This window comes from Brevibacterium sp. 2SA (genome assembly GCF_005502845.1).
Classification (GTDB): domain Bacteria; phylum Actinomycetota; class Actinomycetes; order Actinomycetales; family Brevibacteriaceae; genus Brevibacterium.
In genome coordinates this window covers 108,389-125,199 of sequence record NZ_SCMW01000002.1, presented here as the reverse complement: position 1 = coordinate 125,199, position 16,811 = coordinate 108,389, and the positions used below count along the sequence as shown (strand labels likewise).

General features: G+C 69.1%; 14 protein-coding genes and 1 pseudogene. 6 read left to right on the top strand and 9 right to left on the bottom strand.

Annotated features, from left to right (window positions below; translation table 11 throughout):
• Positions 1-196: 196 nt before the first annotated feature.
• Entirely contained in the window at positions 197-1,039 is an 843-nt protein-coding gene (locus FFS20_RS01735) for a fumarylacetoacetate hydrolase family protein (protein ID WP_137824216.1), read from the bottom strand.
• Positions 1,040-1,091: 52 nt separating this feature from the next.
• Positions 1,092-1,970: a VOC family protein gene (locus FFS20_RS01730; RefSeq protein WP_137824215.1), complete on the bottom strand. Its 879-nt coding sequence runs from the start codon at positions 1,968-1,970 to the stop codon at positions 1,092-1,094.
• A gap of 97 nt (positions 1,971-2,067) precedes the next feature.
• On the opposite strand from FFS20_RS01730, the gene FFS20_RS01725 reads away from it, so the two are divergent.
• Positions 2,068-2,787, top strand: coding sequence for an FCD domain-containing protein (locus FFS20_RS01725; RefSeq protein ID WP_137824214.1), 720 nt, complete (start codon positions 2,068-2,070; stop codon positions 2,785-2,787).
• A 33-nt stretch (positions 2,788-2,820) separates the two neighbouring features.
• Here the strand turns inward: FFS20_RS01725 and FFS20_RS01720 are convergent, their stop codons facing one another.
• Entirely contained in the window at positions 2,821-3,792 is a 972-nt protein-coding gene (locus FFS20_RS01720; RefSeq protein WP_171006943.1) for a helix-turn-helix domain-containing protein, read from the bottom strand.
• A 152-nt stretch (positions 3,793-3,944) separates the two neighbouring features.
• Here FFS20_RS01720 and FFS20_RS01715 point away from each other — a divergent pair, with 152 nt between their 5' ends.
• The 3 genes and pseudogenes from FFS20_RS01715 (at position 3,945) to FFS20_RS18050 (ending at position 7,762) form a co-directional block, all read left to right on the top strand.
• Positions 3,945-5,774, top strand: a complete 1,830-nt coding sequence (locus FFS20_RS01715; RefSeq protein WP_137824212.1) for an FAD-dependent monooxygenase — start codon at positions 3,945-3,947, stop codon at positions 5,772-5,774.
• Positions 5,771-6,835: pseudogene (locus tag FFS20_RS01710) on the top strand (maleylacetate reductase); the annotation flags it as partial. The gene FFS20_RS01715 and the pseudogene FFS20_RS01710, both read left to right, overlap by 4 nt.
• Positions 6,836-6,919: 84 nt before the next feature.
• Positions 6,920-7,762 (top strand): dioxygenase, encoded by an 843-nt coding sequence (locus tag FFS20_RS18050; protein ID WP_249356427.1) that lies wholly within the window; start codon positions 6,920-6,922, stop codon positions 7,760-7,762.
• Between the two features lie 19 nt (positions 7,763-7,781).
• Here FFS20_RS18050 and FFS20_RS01705 read toward each other — a convergent pair whose 3' ends face one another.
• The 5 genes from FFS20_RS01705 to FFS20_RS18465 are packed head-to-tail and all read right to left on the bottom strand — an operon-like array spanning position 7,782 to position 12,447.
• Entirely contained in the window at positions 7,782-8,504 is a 723-nt protein-coding gene (locus FFS20_RS01705) for a DeoR/GlpR family DNA-binding transcription regulator (protein WP_137824211.1), read from the bottom strand.
• Positions 8,504-9,550, bottom strand: a complete 1,047-nt coding sequence (gene pdxA / locus FFS20_RS01700; RefSeq protein WP_137824210.1) for a 4-hydroxythreonine-4-phosphate dehydrogenase PdxA — start codon at positions 9,548-9,550, stop codon at positions 8,504-8,506. Before pdxA ends, FFS20_RS01705 begins: the two co-directional genes overlap by 1 nt.
• Before the next feature lie 42 nt (positions 9,551-9,592).
• A complete protein-coding gene (locus FFS20_RS01695) occupies positions 9,593-10,963 on the bottom strand; it encodes a four-carbon acid sugar kinase family protein (RefSeq protein ID WP_137824209.1) in 1,371 nt (456 codons plus the stop codon).
• On the bottom strand, positions 10,960-12,303 hold the full coding sequence (locus FFS20_RS01690; protein ID WP_283202120.1) for an SLC13 family permease: 1,344 nt from the start codon (positions 12,301-12,303) through the stop codon (positions 10,960-10,962). Before FFS20_RS01690 ends, FFS20_RS01695 begins: the two co-directional genes overlap by 4 nt.
• Positions 12,304-12,315: 12 nt before the next feature.
• The gene (locus FFS20_RS18465) at positions 12,316-12,447 is read right to left on the bottom strand and encodes a hypothetical protein (RefSeq protein WP_283202118.1); all 132 of its coding nucleotides are present in this window, start codon (positions 12,445-12,447) and stop codon (positions 12,316-12,318) included.
• A gap of 179 nt (positions 12,448-12,626) precedes the next feature.
• On the opposite strand from FFS20_RS18465, the gene FFS20_RS01685 reads away from it, so the two are divergent.
• Complete coding sequence (locus FFS20_RS01685; RefSeq protein WP_137824208.1) at positions 12,627-14,888, top strand: heavy metal translocating P-type ATPase; 2,262 nt, start codon at positions 12,627-12,629, stop codon at positions 14,886-14,888.
• A gap of 4 nt (positions 14,889-14,892) precedes the next feature.
• Here the strand turns inward: FFS20_RS01685 and FFS20_RS01680 are convergent, their stop codons facing one another.
• Positions 14,893-15,807: a VOC family protein gene (locus FFS20_RS01680; protein WP_137824207.1), complete on the bottom strand. Its 915-nt coding sequence runs from the start codon at positions 15,805-15,807 to the stop codon at positions 14,893-14,895.
• A 128-nt stretch (positions 15,808-15,935) separates the two neighbouring features.
• On the opposite strand from FFS20_RS01680, the gene FFS20_RS01675 reads away from it, so the two are divergent.
• Positions 15,936-16,655, top strand: coding sequence for a VIT family protein (locus FFS20_RS01675; protein ID WP_137824206.1), 720 nt, complete (start codon positions 15,936-15,938; stop codon positions 16,653-16,655).
• The last annotated feature ends 156 nt before the right edge of the window (positions 16,656-16,811 follow it).

Here is a 16,811-nt window from a genome sequence, read left to right as displayed (position 1 = left end):
TCGCCACTATAGGGGCGAGGGCGAATCGATCACAACCTCGTTCGGCATGAGAGATAAGCAAAGGCAACTTGGTTTCGAATTCTGTGGAGTTTCTCCGCGCAGCGTTCCGGTTTTTCGAGAGAGCGCGTACAGAGGGGCGAAGGCCTGCGCCTCCGCCCCTCTGTGCCGACCCGACCTCAGCGGCCTGGCCCGGTGATCAGCCGACGAACTCCTGGCGGATCGTGCCGATGCCCTCGATCGTCGTCTCGAGGACCTGCCCCGGCTGGATGAGCTTCGGCGGTTCGCGGGTGAAGCCGACTCCCGACGGGGTTCCGGAGAAGATGATGTCCCCGGGGTGAAGGGTGATGATCTCGGCGAGCTTCTCGACGAGAGAGGGCACGTCGAAGAGCATCTGACTCGTGCGTCCGTCCTGGACGACCTCTCCGTCGAGGGTGCCCGAGATCGCGAGATCGTCGCGGTTGGGCAGCTCATCGGGAGTCACGAGCCACGGACCCGTGGGGGAGTAGCCGGGGAAGGACTTGCCGAGCCCGAACTGCGGAGCCGGACCGTCGAGCTGGATCACGCGCTCCGAGATGTCCTGGCCGATCGTGACGCCGGCGACGTAGTCCCAGCCGGTGCCCGTGGCGATGTCGTGGGCTTCGCGGCCGATGACGATGACGAGCTCGGCCTCCCAGTCGTTGTCCCCCTCGGCGACGAGCTTGACGGTCGTGTAGGGCCCGGTGATCGAGGACTGGAACTTCGGGAACACGGGCGGCAGCTTGTCCGGGGTGTCGAAGCCGCTCTCCGTGACGTGCTCGGCGTAGTTGAGGCCCACTCCCATCGACTGCAGCGGTCGCGGGGAGACCGCTCCGAGCTGCGCAGGGTCGATGGTCACGGTCTCTCCGGTCGCCTCCGGCGCCCAGGCGAGGAAATCCTCCCACTGGTCGTAGACGTTCTGGATCTCGGGTCCGAATCGACCGTCACTGGCGGTGGCGACATCGATGCCCTGGTTGTCGGAGGTGACGATGACGGCGCGGGAGTTGTGGTTGGCGAGTTTCATGGGTGTCCTTCTGTGTCGGTGGCTTGATCGTGATGGCGGTCAGGCGCGAAGCTCAGCGCTGACGATTGGGAATTCCGTGATCGAGGATGTCTGCCGGCACCTGACCGTCCCACTGGTTGATCCAGTAGAGATCGTCGGGATCCCAATGGCGGGCCGGGCGATCCTTGTCGCGGATCGTCTCCATGTCGCAGTAGTACTCGATGACCGCGCCGGTCGGCTCCACGTAGTAGACGGCGACGTTGTCGCCGGCCCCGTGCCGCACCGGCCCCCAGGCCAGTCGCGCACCCCGCCGGGCCAGGCGGTCGCCGAGGCGGACGAGGTCGTAGACATTCCCGGCCTGCCAGGCGTGGTGATGGATGCCCGTCTTGTTCGAAGTGAAGATCGCGACCCCGTGATGGTCGTTGTTGCACCGCATGAAGAAGTGCTCGTTGCCGATCTGGTCGGAGACGGCGAAGTTGAAGACGTCCTTGAAGAATTCCGTCTGAGCCGGGGCGTCGAGGACCTGGATGTTCGTGTGGCCGAGACGGTCCGGCGCCGTCGTGCCCCGCTTGAGCATGCTGTAGTCGAGCTTCTCGGTGTAGATCTGCCACGTGAAGCCCTCGGGACCGACGAAGGCGAAGCCCTCCTCGATGTGGTCCTCGATCGGCTGCTCGGAGACGATCCGGTAGCCGCCGCGATCGACCTTGGCACGGATCGCCTCGAGCTCCGCGGAGTTCTCGACGACGAGTCCCTGATGGTCGACGGCGTCCTGGTCGGACTGCGTGTAGACGAGCTCGTGGTGCTTGTTCTGCGCGGTGAGGAACGCCTTCTTCGCCGTCGACTCCGTCTCGACGAGACCGAAGACGTCGACGGCATTGGAGATGGAGGCGTGGAGATCCCTGGTGAGCAGGGAGACGTAGCCGATTTCCGAGATGGATCCTTGTGCGGTCATGCCGTACTCCTCATTGAGCTAATCGATATAATGATTATGATGATTACGATATCAGCGAATCGTGGATAATCAAGAGTGACGTGACAAGGAGGTGGCGATGACTGCAACGAAGCAGATCGCCGAGGCGGCGGCGACGTCCGCCGGAACCGCGGCGAGCCGCACGGAGACCGCGACAGCGATGATCATCGCGATCGCCCAGCGCCATGCTGCGGGCACCCGATTGGGGACGAAGGAGACCCTGCGCACCGAATGCGGAGTGTCCGTCGGCACCTTCAACGAGGCGCTCGCCCTGGCCCAAGCGCGCGGATACGTGACGATGAAGCCCGGACCCGGAGGCGGCATCTTCGTCGACGAGCAGTCCGCCATCGCCAGACTCGGCAATGCGATGCTCGCCCTCGACACCGCCGAACCGTCGGTCCCCGACGCCATTCGCATCCGTGACGCCCTCGACCCGCTGCTCATCGACGACGCCGTGGCCTCCGCACAGGCGGCCGACATCGCCGGGATGCGCGGACAGCTGGAGAGAATGCGCGCTGCCCTCGACGCCGGCGAGCACCTCGAGTTCGCCCGGGCGAACTGGGCGCTCCACCGCGTCATCGCCGAGGCGTCGCCGAGCCAGATGCTCCGATCCGTCTACCTCGGCGTCCTCGGGCTGCTCGAGGACCACGCCGTGAGCATCGCCGGCAGCGCGGACGCCCCGCTGCCGGAGTACGTGCGGTCCCGCTTCGACCTCCACGTCGAGATCGTCGACGCGATCGAAGCGCGCAGCGGGGAGCGCGCCCGCGAGCTCATCGCCCTCCACAACCTCAACGGCTGACACGCCGTTCACCTGCCCAGTTCGCCCACCGGCTCAGCTGCCGGGGAGTTCGGCTGAGAGCTGTCGGCGGTGACGGAGGGGAGGGATGCCGAAGCGGTCGCGGTAGGTGCGGGAGAACTGCGCTGCCGACCGGAAGCCGCTGCTCGCGGCGACCTCGGCCATGCTCAGGCCCGCGGCGTGCGGATCGGCGAGCAGCCCGGCCGCCGTGTCGAGGCGGGCACCGAGCACCGCGCGGGGCACGCTCAGCCCCGCCTCGGCGAGGATGCGGGTCAGCTGCCGCTCCGAGACCCCGAGGTGACCGGCGATGCGCGCGGCACTCAGATCGGGCTCCCGGTGATGGTCGGCGATGACGGTGAGCGCCTCCTCGACGATGCCCCCGCCGGGTGCTGCCGCGGTGAGCACGCTGCCGAGCAGGTCGAGGAGGCGGCCCTCAAGAGGCGCGCCCCCGCCGAGGCCACGGTCGATGAGACCCTCGGCCACCTCGGCGAAGGCCCGGCCCGGGGCGGTCGGACTCGCGGAGTCGTCGAGGTCGAGAACGGTCGGGGTCGGCCACGAGGACCCGCCGGTGAGATCGGTGAGAGTGCGGCGGGGCAGTCGGACGACGAGCTCATCGACTCCGGCTCCGAGGCTGCGCGCGAACGCGGTGTCACCGTCGACGACGATGCCTCGGCCTGGCCCCAGCGTGAGCTGTCCTCCCCGATGGGCGAACGTGCTCGCTCCCCGCAGCGGCAGATAGACGAGTGCCCCTGACGCCGGGTGGCCGGCGATCTCGGCAGGCCCGCGCCGCACGGAGTGCGGAGTGCCCGTGACCTTGGCGATGCGCACCTGCGGGAGGTCGAGGGTCGAGGTCACCGCGCGGAAGGCGGCGCCGCCGGCGGAGACCGTGCGTAGCCCCACGAGGGCCGCGGCGTGGTAGGCCTCCCAGTCCTCGACACGGCGTGCGGGAGGCGCGGCGTCGGTGGAGAACCGCGCTCGCACCGGTGGGTCTCCCGCACTCGCGATCATGCCTCTCATCGTAACCGTGCCCGCGTGACCCAGATCTCAGCTTTTTGACGATTTCGGCCACGATCACCTCGGCGAGATGACCCCGCGCACCGGCCCGTGCCACCCTCGAGGCCAAGCGGAAACCACCGCACCACACGACAAGGAGAGTCACCATGGTCATCTTCGACGACGGAGTCGCAGAGACAGCCACCCCGGACGGGGACATCGTCGACACCGACGTCCTCATCGTCGGTTCGGGTCCGGCAGGCGCCTCAGCGGCGCTGTTCCTCTCGACCCTCGGGATCCCCAACATCATGATCACGAAGTACCGGTGGACGGCGAACACCCCGCGGGCCCACATCACGAACCAGCGGACGATGGAGATCTTCCGCGACGTCGGCATCGAGGATCAGGTCCTCGCCGAGGCGACCCCGCACGAGATGATCGGCGACACCGTCTTCTGCACGTCCATCGCCGGTGAGGAGATCGGTCGGATCCTCACCTGGGGAAACCACCCCGCCCGACACGCCGACTACGAACTCGCCTCGCCGTCGCTCAACTGCGACATCCCGCAGACCTACCTCGAGCCGATCCTCGTGAAGAATGCGACGATGCGGGGCACGCAGGCCCGCTTCTCCGCCGAATACCTCTCCCACACCCAGCATCCGGACCACGTCGACGTCGAGGTCCTCGACCGCCTGACCGGCCGGGTGCTGACGATCCGCGCGAAGTACCTCATCGGCGCCGACGGTGCCCGATCGAAGGTCGCCGCCGACATCGACCTGCCCATGGTCGGGGACATGGACATCGCCGGGTCGATGAACATCACCTTCACCGCCGACCTCGAGAAGCTCGTCGGGCACCGGCCCTCGGTCCTCTACTGGGTCATCCAGCCGGGATCGAACATCGGCGGCATCGGCGCGGGACTCGTCCGCATGGTCAGACCGTGGAACGAGTGGCTCATCGTGTGGGGCTTCGACATCGCGCAGGGGCCGCCGGAGGTCACCGAGGCCGACGCGCTGCAGATCGTGCGCAACCTCATCGGCGACCCGGACCTCGACGCGACGATCACCGGGATCTCGCTGTGGGGCAACAACGAACAGTATGCGAGCCGCCTCCAGTCGGGCCGGGTGTTCTGCGCGGGGGATGCCGTGCACAAGCACCCGCCGTCGAACGGACTGGGATCGAACACCTCGATCCAGGACTCCTACAACCTCGCGTGGAAGATCGCAGCCGTCCTCCGCGGCGAGGCCGGAGAGGAGCTGCTCGAGACCTACAGCGCCGAGCGCGCCCCGGTCGCCGAGCAGATCGTCACCCGGGCCAACAAGTCCGGTCGTGAGTTCGCCCAGCTCTTCGACGCCCTCGGGCTCACTCCGGACCAGACCGAGGAGGAGATGAACGAGGCGATCGCCGCCCGCAAGGACGCCACCGCCGACGGCGCAGCGATGCGCGCGAGGGTGAGGGAGGCGATGGAGGTGAAGAACTACGAGTTCAACGCCCACGGTGTCGAACTCGGACAGCGCTACGTCTCCACGGCCGTCGTCGCCGACGACCGGGAGCCTGCGGAGAACCCGCGCGATCCCGAACTCTACTACCAGGCCGGCACGGATCCCGGTGTGCGCCTGCCCCATGCCTGGGTCGGCAACTCGCGGGAGAAGCTCTCCACTCACGACCTCGCCCCGTACACCCGGTTCACTCTCATCACCGGGACGACCGGCGCCGGCTGGGAGGAGGCGGCGCAGACAGCCGGGCAGCGCCTCGGCGTCGACATCGGCACCGTCGTCATCGGCCCCGACCGCGACGTCACCGACCTCTACTTCGACTGGGATCGCCTCCGCGACGTCGCCGAGGACGGTGCGATCCTCGTCCGTCCCGACAAACACGTCGCGTGGCGGGTGCCGTCCCTGCCGGACGACGCCGCCGACCAGCTCACCTCAGCTCTCGCCGCTATCCTGGCGACGAGACCGGCAGACTCCGACGAAAGGCTCGGTGACATCGCATGACCCTCGATTTCACGCACACCACCCTCGGCCAGCGCGTCGTCTTCGGCACCGGGCAGGTCGCTGCCTCAGTCGCCGCGGAGGTCGAGCGCATCGGGGCCGAACGGGTCATGGTCATCGTCTCCGGATCCGCCGCGGACAAGGTCACCGACTTCACCGAGCACTTCCCGGTCGCCCTGTGGCACCGTGAGGTCGTCATGCACGTGCCCGCCGAGGTGGCTGACCGTGCCGTGGCCGCCGCCGAAATCGGCGACATCGACCTCGTCGTCAGCGTCGGCGGCGGTTCGGCGACGGGGCTGGCGAAGGCCGTCGCACTGCAGACGCGGATCCCCGTCATCGCCGTGCCCACGACGTTCTCCGGCTCAGAGGCGACGAACGTGTGGGGGCGCACCGAGAACGGCCGCAAGCGCACCGGGGTCGATGATGCGGTCCTGCCGCGCACGGTCATCTACGACGCCGAACTGCTGCGCGGCCTGCCTCACGACCTCGCCGTCGCCTCGGGCCTCAACGCCCTCGCCCACTGCATCGACTCGCTGTGGGCCCCGGCCGCCGACCCGATCAACCGGGCGCTCGCCGTCGAGGGCATCCAGGCGCTGAGCGAGGGGCTGCCGCAGCTCGGCGCGGAATCCTCCGCACTGGCCGGGCTCGAGTCCACGCTCTACGGCGCCTACCTCGCCGCCGTCGCCTTCGCCTCGGCGGGATCGGGCATGCACCACAAGATCGCCCACGTCCTCGGCGGCACCTTCAACCTCCCACACGCCCAGACCCACGCGATCGTCCTGCCCTATGTGCTCGCCTTCAACGCCCCCGCCGTGCCCGAGGCCGAAGCGCGGATGGCGGAGGCGTTCGGAGCCGAGACCGCGGTCGCCGGACTCCAGCGGCTGCGCGAGGCCGTCGGCGCCCCGCGGGCACTGTCGGAGCTGGGGTTCGCTTCCGGGGACATCGCCGAGGCGGTCGACCTCGCCCTCGAAGCGATCCCAGGTGACAACCCCCAGCCGGTGACGCGGGAGAACCTCACCGCGCTGCTCACCGCCGCCTGGCGCGGCGACGACCCGCAGACCATCGCTGCGCAGGGCCCGACAGCCGGGACCGCCGAGGCGTCCGGGGGCGCTGCCGGGCTCACCCCGGCCGCGGTCGAGGAGAGGCTCATCGACACCGTCATCTCCTCGTTCTCAGGCACCCCCGACGACCGCCTCCGGCAGCTGATGACCGCGGTCGTCACCCACCTCCACGGACTCATCCGCGACGTGCGGCTGACCGAGGACGAATGGAATCAGGCGATCGGATTCCTCACCGACGTCGGACACATCACCGACGACCGCCGGCAGGAATTCATTCTCCTCTCCGACGTCCTCGGCGCATCGATGCAGACGATCAACGTGAGCAACCAGCCGTACCGTGATGCCACCGAGGCGACGGTGTTCGGACCGTTCTTCGTCGACGACGCCCCGCTCATTCCCGCCGGCGGGGACATCGCCGGGGGCGGTGTCGGAGAGCCGTGCTGGGTCGAAGGCGTCGTCCGCGACACCGACGGCAATCCCGTGCCCGGTGCTCGCATCGAGGTCTGGGAAGCCGACGAGGACGGTCTCTACGACGTCCAGCACGATGACGACCGCGTCTATGGGCGGGCGCATCTGTTCTCCGACGACGACGGATCGTTCCGGTTCTGGGCGCTCACCCCCACCCCGTACCCGATTCCCGACGACGGCCCGGTGGGACGGCTGCTGGCGGCGACGGGGCGCTCGCCGATGCGGGCGAGCCACCTGCACTTCATGGTCACGGCCTCAGGCCTGCGCACGCTCGTCACCCACATCTTCGTCTCCGGTGACGAACTGCTGACCAGCGATTCGGTCTTCGGTGTCAAGGACTCCCTCATCAAGGACTTCGCGCAGCAGCCGGCGGGCACCCCCACCCCTGACGGCCGGGATCTCGGTGACGTGCCGTGGTCGCGCACGCGCTTCGACATCGTGCTCGCTCCCGCAGGCGTCTGACGACGGGTGCTGCCGCAGTTCACTTGGTGGCTCGTGCGCCGGTCTCGTCGATCCAGATCCACCCGTCGGGCAGCGGCGCCCACGCCGGGACCTCGCGACCGGATTTCGAGGAGTCGGCGAGGACGATGACGCTGCGGGCGCGCTCGGCGATGAGCTCCTTCGTCCGCGCCTCGGCGAGCGTCGGCTCTCCGATCCCGACGTCCGGGTCGACGGCGTCGGCGCCGAGGAACGCGACGTCGACGTGGAGGCGTGCGAGTGCGTGATCGCTCAGCGCTCCCGTCGTCCCGTGTGAGAGCGTCGAGACCTCACCGCCGACCATGGTCACACGCGGACCGTTCGGGTGTGCGAGCGTCAGGGCGATCTCGAGACCTCGCGTGATGACGGTGAGGTCATCGCGGTCACGGAGGCGCTCGGCCACCCGCACAGTCGTCGATCCGGCGTCGAGGAAGATCGTGCGGACCTGCCCGCTCAGGTGGCTCAGGGCGTGGGCGGCGATCGCGTCCTTCGCCTCGGCCTGGTGCTCCATCCGCTGACCGAGCGGGGGTTCGACGTACCCGGCGGCAGTCGCCCCGCCGATCGTGCGGATGACCTCGCCGGCCTCGGCCAGCTCCCGCAGATCCCGCCGGATCGTCGACTCCGAGGTCCCGAGTTCAGCGGCCAGACGCGGGATCGACCACGCCCCCGACTTCAGCCGGGACCGGATGTCGTCGCGGCGTTTGGCCGTGCCGCTGCGCACGGCCATCACCGCGGCAGGTACTCCGCGCGGATGCCGTCGACGAAAGGCGCATAGCCGATCGCCGCACGGTAGGCCGAGCGCATCGTGCCGGCATCGGCGAGTCCCCGTCCGGCGATGTCGAAGGCCGTGCCGTGGTCGACGGAGGTGCGCAGGATCGGCAGGCCCACGGTCACGGAGATCGTGCCGTCGAAATCGTACGTCTTCGAGGCGATGTGCCCCTGGTCGTGGTACTGCGAGAGGATCCCATCGAAGCGACCGGTCAGCCCCTGATGGAAGACGGAGTCGGCGGGGATGGGGCCGGCGACGTCGAACCGGCCGGCGGCGTTGACGGCATCGACGGCGGGGCGGAGGATCTCGATCTCCTCGTCCCCGAACGCCCCGTTCTCCCCGCCGTGCGGATTGAGGGCGGCGACGGCGAGGCGCGGAGCGGTGACCCCGTAGAGCTGCAGGGCCCGATGGGCGCGTTCGATCGAATCGATCTGCGTCTCGACGGACAGCGCGTCGATCGCCTTCCGCAGCGACATGTGCCGTGTGGCGAAGAAGATCTGGAGCTTGTGGTCGGGGACCTTCGCGTTCTCGACGACGAACATCGTGTCCTGCTTCGTCACCCCGGTGAGCTCACCGAGCATCTCCGTGTGCCCGAGGTGCTCAGAGCCGGACTGCCACACGGCCTCCTTGTTGATCGGTCCGGTGACGATGCCGGCGATCTCCTCATCCATCGCCGCCTTGGTCGCGACTTCGATGGCCGTGACCGCGGCCCGGCCGGCGCGCGCATCGACGACGCCCCAGTCGGGCAGGTCGTCACCGAGCACGCCGATGTCGAAGACGTCGATGACGCCCTCACCCGCCGAGGCGGTCGCGAAGTCGGTGATCGGGCGGAGTTCGACGTCGAGTCCGAGGACGTCGACGGCGCGTCTCATCACAGCGAGATCGGCGACGGCGACGCCGTGCTGGTCGTCGCGGGCGGAGAACTCCGCGAGCACCTGGGCGGTGATCTCCGGGCCGATCCCGACGGGATCTCCCACGGTCACGGCGAGGACGGGTGCGGTCATGTCATGCTCCTTCGGTGGTGCGGTCGGTGGTCGGCATCGGGCTCATCCCTGCCCGACCCGGGAGGTCGCCATGAGGTAGTCGAGGCAGAGGGCTGCCGTGTCGGCATCGCCGATGAGCCCGCCCTTGGTGACGATGGGCAGACCGTCGGCGCGTCCGCCGACGAGGCGACCGCCGACGGCGAGGGGGATGATCTCCCGCTCGAGTTCCATCCCGACGGCGCCCACGGCGCGCATCACCGCGGCAGTGACATCGCCGCCGGTGGTGTAGAGGCCGGTGACGGCCGGGGAGGTCATGATGAGCTCGGCGATGGCAGCGAGCCTGCGGGTCGTCTCCTCGGACGCGGCGCTGCTGAGCTCGCGCAGGTCGGAGGCGTCGACGACGGTGGCGAGGATGATCGCCTTCGCCGAGGTGACGCTGTCGACCCGTGCGATCGTGGCCTCGACATCGGGCAGCCCCTCATCGTCGAGCACGACGCGGACGACGGCATTGCGGGGATCCTCGTTCAGCGTCGCGAGCTGGGCACGGGTGACCTCGGTGGCCGAACCGGAGATCCCGAGGATGACACCGTTGGGGCGGGTCGGCAGCAGCGGCAGGGCGAGGGCGAGACTGCCGGGGCCGGGATCGATCGTCACCCAGTCGAGGAGCTCGCCCGTGCCCGGATTCGCCGGCAGGCGGGTCGCCCCACCGGCGGCGATCTCGCGGGTCACGGCGGCGACGACGGAGCCGACGAGTTCGATGTGCTCGGTGGTGAGTGCATCGACGATGATGACGTCGGCACCTGAGGCGATGCCGGCGAGCACCGCCTCCCGGATCGCCTGACGACCGGCGAGCACCTGGGAGATGTCGATGAGATGGCAGTCGAGGTCGGTGCCGTCGCGCAGGATCTGGGCGACATCGGAGGTGCGCATGGGGGAGCGGACGTCGCGGCGCAGCTCCGTGTGCTCGAGCAGCCGCCCGTCGAGCAGCTGCAGGCCCTCGACCGTCGTGCGGCCGGCGGCGGGGAAGGCGGGAATGCAGAGGCCGATGACCCTGCTGGCCGGGCCGTCCGCGCCGGCGGCGAGCTGCCGGCGGGCAGTCAGCGCCGCCTCGGCGCTCACCCCGACATTGCCCCGCAGCGTCGTGTCGATCCGGCAGGCGACGAGGTCGACGTTCCCGGCGCTCGTCACGAGCTCTGCGATGAGCTCGGCCGCGGTGGCGGCGGGCAGGTGCCGGGAGTCGGCGTTGAGGACGACGGCGTCGTAGTCGTCGAGGAGGACGTCGAGGTCGACCGTCTCCGTCGCGCTCGTGCCGGTCACGGTGATCGTCCGCAGACCCGCTTCGGCGAAGAGGGCCCCGCACGCGTTCCCGCCGGTGAGGTCGTCGGCGATGATGAGGATGCGCGACGTCTCAGCGTCGCCGTCTGCACTGCTCATGCGACCGCGTCGAGGACGAAGAGGAGCGGAATGGAACCCAGCCACACGGCGGTCGTGATCCCCGACCAGCCCTTGATCGCCTGCACCCCGTCGAGGCCGGCGAAGCGGGTGACGACCCAGAAGTACGAGTCATTGAAGTAGGAGAAGACCATCGATCCCGCGGTGCACGCCATGACCGCGACGAGCGGGCTGAGTCCGAGCGGGGCGATGAGCGGGGCCGTCACCGAGGCGGCGGTGATCATGGCGACCGTGCCCGAACCCTGTGCGATGCGCACGAGGGAGGCGATGATGAACGGGACGAGGAGAGCGGGCAGGCTGATCGAGGCGATCGCCTCGGCGAGGGCGTCTCCGACCCCGGACTCACGCAGCACCATGCCGAAGCTGCCGCCGGCACCGGTGATGAGGAGGATGAGCCCGGCCGACGCGGCGGCGTCGGCGAGCCAGCTCTGGACCTGGGTGCGCGGGGTCAGGCGCGGCAGGAGAGTGTAGACGGCGAGGACGAGGCCGATGATGAGGGCGACGACGGGGTTGCCGAGGAACGCGATGGGAGCGACCCAGGAAGACGGCTCATAGTCATCGCCGGCGAGCATCCCCTGAGCGTTGCGGTCGATCGCCGTCGACACCGTGTTCGCGACGATGAGGAGCAGCGGGATGATGAGCGGGAGGAAGCCGAGGAACGCACCCGGCTGCTTGGCTCCCGAGATCCGCGGGCCCGCGATGCCGTCTCCGGTGCCCGGCGCTGCGGATCCGGCGGCCGTCGCATCAGCGGCGGGCGTGCCCGGAGCCGCGGTCGCCGTTGTTCCTGCAGTCTCCGGGGCTCCCGCGGTCACCGTCGCGTAGACGTCGTGCTTGACCTTGACGTTGAGGAAGGGTTCGAGCTTCGGTCCGATCCAGCGGGCGTAGATGACGACGACCGGCAGGAGGATGACGGTGAAGATGAGACCGGTGAGGATGACGGCTCCGAGATCCGCGCCGAGGATGCCGGTCGCCGCGAGCGGGCCAGGGGTCGGCGGGACCATGTGGTGGGTCAGCGTCATGCCGGCCCCGAGGGCGAGGGCGAGCGTGATGTAGCCGCCGCGCTTGACGCGGGCGATCGAGCGGGCGAGGGGGTTCATGATGACGTACCCGGAGTCGCAGAACACGGGAATCGAGACGAGGGATCCGACGGTGCCCATCGCCCAGGGCTCACGGCCCCTGCCGAAGGCGCGGAGGAAGGCGTGGGCGAGCGAGTCGGCGGCGCCGGAGACCTCGAGGATCTTGCCGATGCCCACGCCGAGGCCGATGACGATGCCGATGCTCGCGAGGGTGTTGCCGAACCCGGTGGTGACGGCGTCGACGATCGAGAGCAGATCCTAACCGGCGACGATGCCGGTGACGATCGCTGCGAGGAGGAGTGCGATGAAGGCGTCGAGGCGGGTGGCCAGGACGATGACGACGATCGTCGCGATCCCGGCGACGAGGGCGAGGATGAGCTGCAGGTCCATGGGTCCTCCACGTTGAGGCTGAGCGGTCGGTCCGGTCAGAGGTGCGGTGTCAGCAACGCATCGATATGCACAGCTTGAGCAAGTATGCGCCAGAACTGCACAGAAGTGCAAAGAAGATTTCTCGCAGATTCGTGCGGATCGCCCTTGATTCATACCCCTAGGGGGTATAGGTTGACGATATGGACACGGAACGGGATCACCAGAGAGCGACGGAACTCGAACAGGGCCATGCGAGTCACGACCATATGAGCCATGCGGACGCAGCGGCTGCGGACCCGGTCGGCCGCCACCACTCGGACGCTGAGCACTCCGGACACCAGCAGTCCGGGGCCGATCACGCGGGCCATGATCACTCCGGCCACGAACATTCGGGCCACGATCACTCCGGGCATGGGGCGATGGACCATTCGGGCATGGACCATTCCGGGCACGGGGGCCACGGTGGACATGCCGCGGTGTTCGGCCGGCTCTTCGGGATCATGGCGGTCATCGCGGTCCCCGTCATCGCCTTCAGCCCGATGTTCGGCCACCTCGTCGGCTACATGGTGCCCGAATCCGGGCCGTGGGGCTGGGTGCGCTGGATCGCACCGGTGCTCGGCACGGTCATGTACGTGTGGGGCGGCAAGCCGTTCCTCACCGGCGGATGGAGCGAGCTCAGGGCCCGCAAGCCGGGGATGATGCTCCTCATCGCGCTCGCGATCACCGTCGCCTTCGTCGCCTCGTGGGGCGCCTCGCTGGGGATCCTCGACGCCGAACTCGACTTCTGGTGGGAGCTCGCACTCCTCATCGTCATCATGCTCGCCGGACATTGGCTGGAGATGCGCTCGCTCGCGCAGACCACCTCGGCGCTCGACAGCCTCGCCGCCCTCCTGCCCGATGAAGCGGTGAAGATCGTCGACGGCACCACCGTGACGGTCGCACCGGCCGACCTCGTCGTCGGCGATGTCGTCCTCGTCCGTCCCGGATCCGCGGTTCCGGCGGACGGGCGCATCGTCGACGGGACCGCGGAGATGGACGAGTCGATGATCACCGGGGAGTCCCGGCCGGTGCGCCGCAGTGTCGGCGACACCGTCGTCGCAGGCACCGTCGCCACGGACTCGGGCCTGCGGATCGAGATCACCGCGACCGGTGACGACACCGCGCTGGCCGGCATCCGCAAACTCGTCGCCGACGCCCAGAACTCCTCCTCGCGCGCCCAGCGACTCGCCGACCGCGCCGCGGCCTGGCTGTTCTGGTTCGCCCTCGGCGCCGCCGTCATCACCGCGATCGTCTGGACTCTCGTCGGCATGCCCGACACGGCGGTCGTGCGCACGATCACCGTCCTCGTCATCGCCTGCCCCCATGCCCTGGGACTGGCGATCCCGCTCGTCGTCTCGATCGCCACGGAACGCGCCGCACGCGCCGGCGTCCTCATCAAGGACCGTCTCGCGCTTGAGACGATGCGCACCGTCGACGCCGTGCTCTTCGACAAGACGGGAACCCTGACGAAGGGCGAGCCGACCGTCACCGCCGTCGAGACGACCGGGACCCGCAGCGACGACGAGGTGCTCGCTCTCGCTGCCGCGGCCGAGACCGACAGCGAGCACCCGCTGGCCCGAGCGATCGTCCGCGCCGCCGAGCAGCGGGGACTGACCGTGCCAGCAGCGCAGAACTTCTCGTCCTCACCGGCCGTCGGGGTGCGTGCCGAGGTCGACGGCACCGAGGTCGAGGTCGGCGGACCCCACCTGCTCAGTGCCCGCGGTGCCGCCGAGGCCACGATCGCCGAGACCTGGCGGGCGGAGGGTGCAATCATCCTCCACGTCCTCGTCGCCGGGCAGGTCGTCGGCGCCCTGCGCCTGGCCGATGAGATCAGGGCCGAGTCCCGGCAGGCCGTCAAGGCCCTCCACGCCCAGGACATCGAGGTCGTCATGATCACCGGCGACGCCGAGGCGGTCGCCCGATCCGTGGCCGCTGACCTCGGCATCGACCGGGTCTTCGCCGGTGTGCGACCGGCGGACAAGGCGGCGAAGGTCGCCGAACTCCAGGCCGAGGGAAAGACGGTCGCGATGGTCGGCGACGGCGTCAACGACGCCCCCGCCCTGGCACAGGCCGATGTCGGCATTGCGATCGGTGCGGGCACCGATGTCGCGATCGGCTCGGCGGGAGTCATCCTCGCCTCCGACGATCCGCGCTCGGTGCTCTCCGTCCTCGAGCTCTCGCGGGCCAGCTACCGGAAGATGAAGCAGAACCTCTGGTGGGCCGCCGGCTACAACCTCCTCGCCGTCCCCCTGGCCGCGGGCATCCTCGCCCCGATCGGGTTCGTCCTGCCGATGAGCGTCGGCGCGATCCTCATGTCGGCCTCGACTGTCGTCGTCGCCCTCAACGCGCAGCTCCTGCGTCGCCTCGACCTGCGCCCCGCGGCCGTCGTTGCCGCGGCCGAGAGGCACCCGGCCGAGCGCTGAGACCTCAGCGCTCGAGGGTCTCCTCGAGCGTCCTGCCACCGACCCCGACGGTCACCTGCGTGCCCCACGGGTCGGTGAGCCGCACCGAGCGCTCGTCGTCGGCGAACGGCAGCGACCGTGCCGTCAGTCTCTCGACGAGGGCGTCGAGGTCCTCGCGGGCCGGCACCGTGATCGCGAGATCGCCGAGGCCGAGGCTCGCGGCCCGCGGTCCCGCGCCGAGGCTGTTCCATGTGTTCATCGCGACGTGATGGTGGTAGCCGCCGGCCGAGGCGAAGACGGCCCCGGGCATCGTCGAGTTCGTCGGTTCGAAGCCGAGCGCGCCGACGTAGAACTCGCGGGCCCGGTCGAGGTCGCCGACCTGGAGATGGACATGGCCGACGGTGCCGGGCAGCTCCGATGCGCTCGTCAGCGTGCCGCTGTCGAGGTGCTCGCGGAGGAAGGCGTTGGGATCGAAGCCGATCGAGTCCATCTCGATCTCACCGGCAGGGGAGTGGCCCCACTGCGCGCGGTCCCGATCGACGTAGAGTTCGATGCCGTTGCCCTCGGGGTCGGAGAAGTAGAACGCCTGCGAGACGAGGTGGTCCTGGGCAGCGAGGAACCGGCTGCGGGTGTTCGCCGCGGCGTGCGCGACGGTTGCGGCCAGGGATTCGGGGGTCTCGAAGAGGAACGCGGTGTGGAAGAGTCCGGCGCTCCGGCGGCTGCCGACCGGCAGGTCAGGGGTGGAGACGAACTTCACCATCGGCGTCGCGCCGCGCCCGAGGACGCGATGGACCTCGCGCCCCCGGGTGGCCTCCTCGAGCGGTTCGAGGGCGAGCGCATTCCGGTAGTAGTCGGTCATGAGGTCGAGGTCGCCGACACGCAGGGTCACGGCGTCCATTCCGGCATCGGGTGGGAGGACGGTGCTGGGGGCAGAGGTCATCGGGCGCTCCAGATCAAGATGATTGAATATTGAAGTATATCTGCAGTGAGGCGCGGTGGCGATGTCCGGTGGGGCAGAAGAGCATTCCCATGGTTGCCCGCGACGGTCAGCGAGACGACGATATGGGCATGAGCGAGCAGACACCGCATCCCCATGAACCGCACGAGCAGGGCACCGGTCAGCGCCTCAACTGGCTGCGAGCCGGGGTCCTGGGGGCCAACGACGGCATCGTCTCGACCGCGGGAGTCGTCATCGGCGTTGCCGGAGCTGCACCGAACAGCCTCGGGGCGATCGCGACGGCGGGGATCGCCGCCCTCGTCGCCGGCGCCTTCTCGATGGCCGGCGGAGAGTACGTCTCGGTGAGCACTCAGCGCGATACCGAGAAGGCGCTCATCGCGAAGGAGCGCCGCGAGCTTGCGGAGATGCCCGAGGACGAGCTCGCCGAACTCGCGGGCTTCTACCGTGCCAAGGGACTGTCTCCCGACCTCGCCCGCAGCGTCGCCGAAGAGCTCACCCGACACGATGCGCTCGCCGCCCATGCCGAGGTCGAACTCGGCATCGACCCCGGAGAGTACACGAGTCCGTGGGCTGCGGCGGGCTCGTCGTTCGTCTCCTTCACGACCGGTGCACTCATCCCCCTTGTGTTCATCCTCCTGCCCTTCGGTGCGTATCGGATCTGGGCGGCGGCGCTCGCGGTCGTCGTCGGGCTCTTCCTTACCGGGTGGATCAGCGCCCATCTCGGTGGAGCGCCGAAGCGGCCGGCGATCATCCGCAACGTGGCCATGGGGTCCGCGACAATGCTCGCGACCTATGTCATCGGCCATCTCTTCGGGGTGGCGACGTCGTAAGGGCGTTCGGGGCCCGCCGAGGCCACCTGAACTGATCCGGCTCTCCGGTGAAACGCCGGTCAGTCATCCAATGTATTGACGGTCCCTCAGTTGCGTTTCGACAAATAATCCCGTCGGGATCTTGTCTTTGCTCGACTGTGCCCCTAGTCTGAGCAC

Bases quoted from the DNA above. Each gene is read 5' to 3' on its own strand.
- FFS20_RS01695 (WP_137824209.1), bottom strand. From the start codon at position 10,963: ATGAGCAGTGCAGACGGCGACGCTGAGACGTCGCGCATCCTCATCATC.
- FFS20_RS01675 (WP_137824206.1), top strand. From the start codon at position 15,936: ATGAGCGAGCAGACACCGCATCCCCATGAACCGCACGAGCAGGGCACC.
- FFS20_RS01720 (WP_171006943.1), bottom strand. From the start codon at position 3,792: ATGATCGCGAGTGCGGGAGACCCACCGGTGCGAGCGCGGTTCTCCACC.
- FFS20_RS01715 (WP_137824212.1), top strand. From the start codon at position 3,945: ATGGTCATCTTCGACGACGGAGTCGCAGAGACAGCCACCCCGGACGGG.
- FFS20_RS01735 (WP_137824216.1), bottom strand. From the start codon at position 1,039: ATGAAACTCGCCAACCACAACTCCCGCGCCGTCATCGTCACCTCCGAC.
- pdxA (WP_137824210.1), bottom strand. From the start codon at position 9,550: ATGACCGCACCCGTCCTCGCCGTGACCGTGGGAGATCCCGTCGGGATC.
- FFS20_RS01680 (WP_137824207.1), bottom strand. From the start codon at position 15,807: ATGACCTCTGCCCCCAGCACCGTCCTCCCACCCGATGCCGGAATGGAC.
- FFS20_RS01725 (WP_137824214.1), top strand. From the start codon at position 2,068: ATGACTGCAACGAAGCAGATCGCCGAGGCGGCGGCGACGTCCGCCGGA.
- FFS20_RS01685 (WP_137824208.1), top strand. From the start codon at position 12,627: ATGGACACGGAACGGGATCACCAGAGAGCGACGGAACTCGAACAGGGC.
- FFS20_RS18465 (WP_283202118.1), bottom strand. From the start codon at position 12,447: ATGGACCTGCAGCTCATCCTCGCCCTCGTCGCCGGGATCGCGACGATC.
- FFS20_RS01705 (WP_137824211.1), bottom strand. From the start codon at position 8,504: ATGGCCGTGCGCAGCGGCACGGCCAAACGCCGCGACGACATCCGGTCC.
- FFS20_RS01730 (WP_137824215.1), bottom strand. From the start codon at position 1,970: ATGACCGCACAAGGATCCATCTCGGAAATCGGCTACGTCTCCCTGCTC.